The sequence below is a fragment of the Amycolatopsis sp. La24 genome (assembly GCF_029087445.1).
GTDB lineage: Bacteria > Actinomycetota > Actinomycetes > Mycobacteriales > Pseudonocardiaceae > Amycolatopsis > Amycolatopsis nivea.
The window spans coordinates 1-3,925 of sequence record NZ_JARACH010000134.1 but is presented as its reverse complement, the minus strand read 5'-3'; the positions used below and the strand labels follow the sequence as shown (position 1 = coordinate 3,925).

At 68.0% G+C, this 3,925-nt stretch carries 3 protein-coding genes; all 3 read right to left on the bottom strand.

The features are described 5' to 3' along the window. Nucleotides 1-70: 70 nt before the first annotated feature. The 3 genes from PUT80_RS46085 to PUT80_RS46075 are packed head-to-tail and all read right to left on the bottom strand — an operon-like array spanning nucleotide 71 to nucleotide 3,790. Nucleotides 71-466, bottom strand: coding sequence for a DUF6262 family protein (locus PUT80_RS46085; protein ID WP_101434335.1), 396 nt, complete (start codon nucleotides 464-466; stop codon nucleotides 71-73). Further along, nucleotides 456-2,711 carry a tyrosine-type recombinase/integrase gene (locus PUT80_RS46080; RefSeq protein ID WP_208637254.1) on the bottom strand — a complete coding sequence of 752 codons (2,256 nt, stop codon included), beginning with the start codon at nucleotides 2,709-2,711 and terminating at the stop codon, nucleotides 456-458. Before PUT80_RS46080 ends, PUT80_RS46085 begins: the two co-directional genes overlap by 11 nt. Then, nucleotides 2,708-3,790 (bottom strand): site-specific integrase, encoded by a 1,083-nt coding sequence (locus tag PUT80_RS46075; protein ID WP_208637253.1) that lies wholly within the window; start codon nucleotides 3,788-3,790, stop codon nucleotides 2,708-2,710. The genes PUT80_RS46080 and PUT80_RS46075 overlap by 4 nt, the downstream gene beginning before the upstream one ends. Nucleotides 3,791-3,925: the final 135 nt, after the last annotated feature.

Here is a 3,925-nt window from a genome sequence, read left to right as displayed (position 1 = left end):
GTTATCTCGACTTCGATCTTCAAATACCGCCTTTGACCTGGCGTTTCGCGTCGTGGACAGGTGTCTTTGACTATCGATCACCGGTGCTGAGGCGGGCTGCGCGGAGTTGGCCGTGGGCGTGGGCAAGGGCGTCACGGAGTTGCTGGTTCTCGGTGCGGAGCTGGTTGATTCGCTCGTGCGCCAGGGCCAGACGTTGACGCAGTGAGTCGTCGGTGGCCCGGGTGGCGGTGTCGCGGACGAAGCCAGCGCTGGCGCGATGCTGCTGTAGCTGCCGGATCCGGTCGCGCAATGCGGGTTGGGTGTAGATCCATGACCGCGAGACGCCGGCCCGGTTGGCAAGTTGCGCAACGGTCACCTGTTCTCCGGCGTCGGCCAGCTCGGCGAGCGCCTGTTGGGCGCGGTGCAGGGTCTGATCGTGGCGCTGACGGGCGTGTTCGGCGAGGTGTCTGGGGTTGTCAGCAAGCATTCGAGCCGCTTTTTCCGTTGCAGGCGCAGGACTTTCCGCCGCCGCAGCAGCCATCCGATGTGGTCAGGCCGTCGATAATGGCCAGGAGGTTCTTCTCGACGGTGCGATTCATCTCGGCAAGGCGCTGGTGTCCGTTGCGGTCGGCCTGGGCGATCAAGTCTTGGGTCTGCTCGAGCTGGTGACGATGCTGGGGCAGGAACTCCGGCGTCGTGACGAAAACTGGGCAGGTCAAACAGGCATTGGCGAACTCGCACTTCTGCTGCAGCGGCAAGGAGCAGTAGCCGTTGGGCAGCGCCATCTTCGCCCTGGAGAGGTTGTTCTTCATCCAGACAGCGTCGGCCAGCGGACCGGTGTCGGTGGCCAAGGCCTCACCGGCGATGTTGACTTTGCGAGCGCGTTCCCACTGCTCCCGGATGGTCGTGTCCGACAGCCGCGCATAGTGCGAAGTCATGGCGTGCGAGTCGTGGTCGAGCAAACGACGGACGGTCTCCTGCGGGACCTCGTTGTTGATCAGGCGAGTGCCAAACGTGTGGCGCCATTGATGCGGCGCGACATGGACGGCGCGGCCGAGTTCGTCCCGGACATCGCTGACGCGCAACCACTCTCGCAGTTCTCCCCGGAAGGTTGCAGTGCTGAACGCCACCTTGCCGTCAGGGTTGCGGGTGGGCCGCGGCAGCAGGACCGCCGGGTCATCGAACTCGTCGAGCACCGCCTGCTGCTGGACGGCGATCGCCTCGGCCAGGTCGGTGTCGATCGGGACGAACGCGTCCCGGCGCATCTTGTGGTTGGTGTAGCGCAGGTAAGGCGCGCCCTGGCCGTCGCGGACGACGCAGTCCAGCCGCAGCCGGGCGCCGTCACCGACGCGCAGCCCAGTGCTCATCAGGATCCGCGCCAACAACCGGCCGCGGGAGTCGGCGAAGCGGGCGAGGACGCAGGGGTGTTCAAGCTGGGCCATCACCGCTTCCGACAACGCCCGTGGTGGCCCCTTGACCAGGCGCGGGTAGTCCTCGGGAAACAGGTCAACCTGAGCAGACAGCCGGGATTCCCAGCCGTGTTGGCGGGCCGCGCGCAGCAGACCGGCGAGGCTGCTGAGCTGACCGGTCCGGCTCTTCGGATTCGGAAACCGTTCGATCAGGTGCGCCAGATGGACCTCGACCAGCTCCCGGGTCAGTGCTTCGGGTCCGCGCTGCAGGGCCGGGAACGACTGCGCGAACAGGGTGATCGCGCGGATGTCGGCGCCGACGGTCGCGACGGCGATCCCGGTGGATAATCGCCAGCGGGCCCACCGTTTCGTCAACTGCCGCAACCAGATCGGTTCGATCCCGGTGAACCGGAACCGGGTGTCGCGGCCGGGGAACCCGAGCCGGCGCAGCAGCCACACATCGCGCGGGAACTCCGCGTCCCAGCCAACGCCGTCGACGAGATCACGCAGATAGCCGATCGCGTCCAGCAGGAACCGTCGCTCGATGTAGCCGCGCTCGCTGGAGAACCCGAGATAGGCCATCCAGGAATCGGGGCTGCGGTCCAGCAGCGAGGGGACGCCGCCGCCGGGCAGGGCTCGCAGCAGCCGCCGGATCGAGTGCGGCCGGGTGATCGTGCGGCGTTCGTCGACCCGGCATTGGATCGCGTAGGCGATCTCCAGCCGCATCTTCAGCGGCAGGGCGCGCAGGTCGAACCGGTCCTGCCCGAACGTCGCGCAACCGAGGAGCCAGGACTCGATCGGCGGCCGGTCGGCGCGGATCCACCGATTCCGGTGATGGTCACATAATCCAGCCTCGCCCTCGGCCTCCAGGCAGCAGTCGGGGAACCGGCAGCCGTCCCCGGCCGGCAGCGGCGGACCGCCACCGCCGTCGGCGATCCACTGTGTCAGCCCGGCGCGGCCCTGTTTCTGCCACCGACTGGCGTGGGAGTGGCAGAGACCGTGCTCGCGGCGGCTGCGGTGGCAGGTCGTGATCGCGCATTTCCGGGGCTGGTGCAGCCAGCGCCGGTTCGCGGGCGCCGACTTCGCCCAGGTCTCGACGTCGTCGGGGCGGCCGGCCTCGATCCAGCGCTGATGGTGGGCCGAGCACTTGCCGAAGATCACCGCGAGCCGGTCGCAGACCGGGACCAGGCACTGCGGCCCTCCGATCACCGGGTCGTCGGGGTCGACCAGGATCACCGGTTGCGCGAACTGCGGCCGCAGCCGGGCCGCCAGATCGGTGCCGGAGTCGTTGTCGCCGTGCGGGATCGGGTGCAGCTGCCTCATGCGGTCGGCTCCGTTGTCGCTGGCGCGTCGAGGAACCCGGCCGCGGCCAGGGCGCGACGAGCGTCCTCGACACCCAGATGGGAGTAGGTGTCGACGGTGGTGCTGATGCTGGCGTGCCCGAGCAAGTGCTGGACGATCTCGGCGGCGACCCCGCGGCGCAGCAACCCGGTGGCGTAGCTGTGGCGGAACAGATGCGGCGAGAACGCGATCCCGGTGCGGGCTCGCAGGCGGCGCACCAGTCGGTCGACGGTGGCGTAGCTCATCGGCGCGCCGACCGGCGAGCCCCAGAGATTGACGAACACGTAGTCACAGTCCAGCGTCCCGTATTCCTCGTGCAGGTAATCGCTGTAGAGGCGGAACAGGTCAGCATCGGCGGGAACTTCCCGTGACCACGTCTTTGCCCGCGCTCGGTTCACGTTCCTCCGGGGCCGAACCGCGACCAGCCGACGGCGGGCGTCGAGATCTTCGTGCCGCAACCCCAGCGCCTCACCGATCCGCAATCCCGTGCCCTTCAACAGGTTCAGCAGGAACTTGTCCCGCAACCGGTCGCAAGAACCGATCAGCGCCGTCATCTCCGCCTGGCTCAGCTCCCGTGGCGGCCGCCGCTCTGCTCGCAGCGAGATCGCGCGGTGCCGCTCCGGCCGTGCGCCCAGGTGCGCCAGGAACGGCTGCCACGACCCGCCGCGGCGGCCCGGCCGCCACCGCGTCAGCAACTCACCGAGCTCGACACCGTGCCGCTGATGAAACTCATAGAACGACGCCAAAGCCGACAGCTTGCGATTCACCGTCGCGGCAGCGAGATTCGCCTCCACCCAGGGCAGCATCGCCACCCGTCCATCGCGGGCCCCGACCGGCAACCTCAGCCACGTCACGAACCGGCCCAGATCCTCCAGCGCGACCCGATCCCAGTGCAGGCCACGGCAGTGCAGGAACTCGAAATAGTCCCGCAGATCATGGGCATAGGCGCGCACGGTGTTCGGGGAGCGGTCGATCGCGGTCAGATGCGCCAGGAACCGATCCACCGGATCCAGCACCAGGCCGTCGGCCACAACAGTCGCCGACTCCGTGCCCGAAGGCATCACGACCCGCTGCACCCTCAACGCTGATCCCGTCATAGACGGAGCAAGGTAATCCGTCCACAACGGACGCAAGGGAGGCACGCCAACCCAATCGTGTACATCGTGGACACTCAACCCGAGCAGTCAGATAACCGC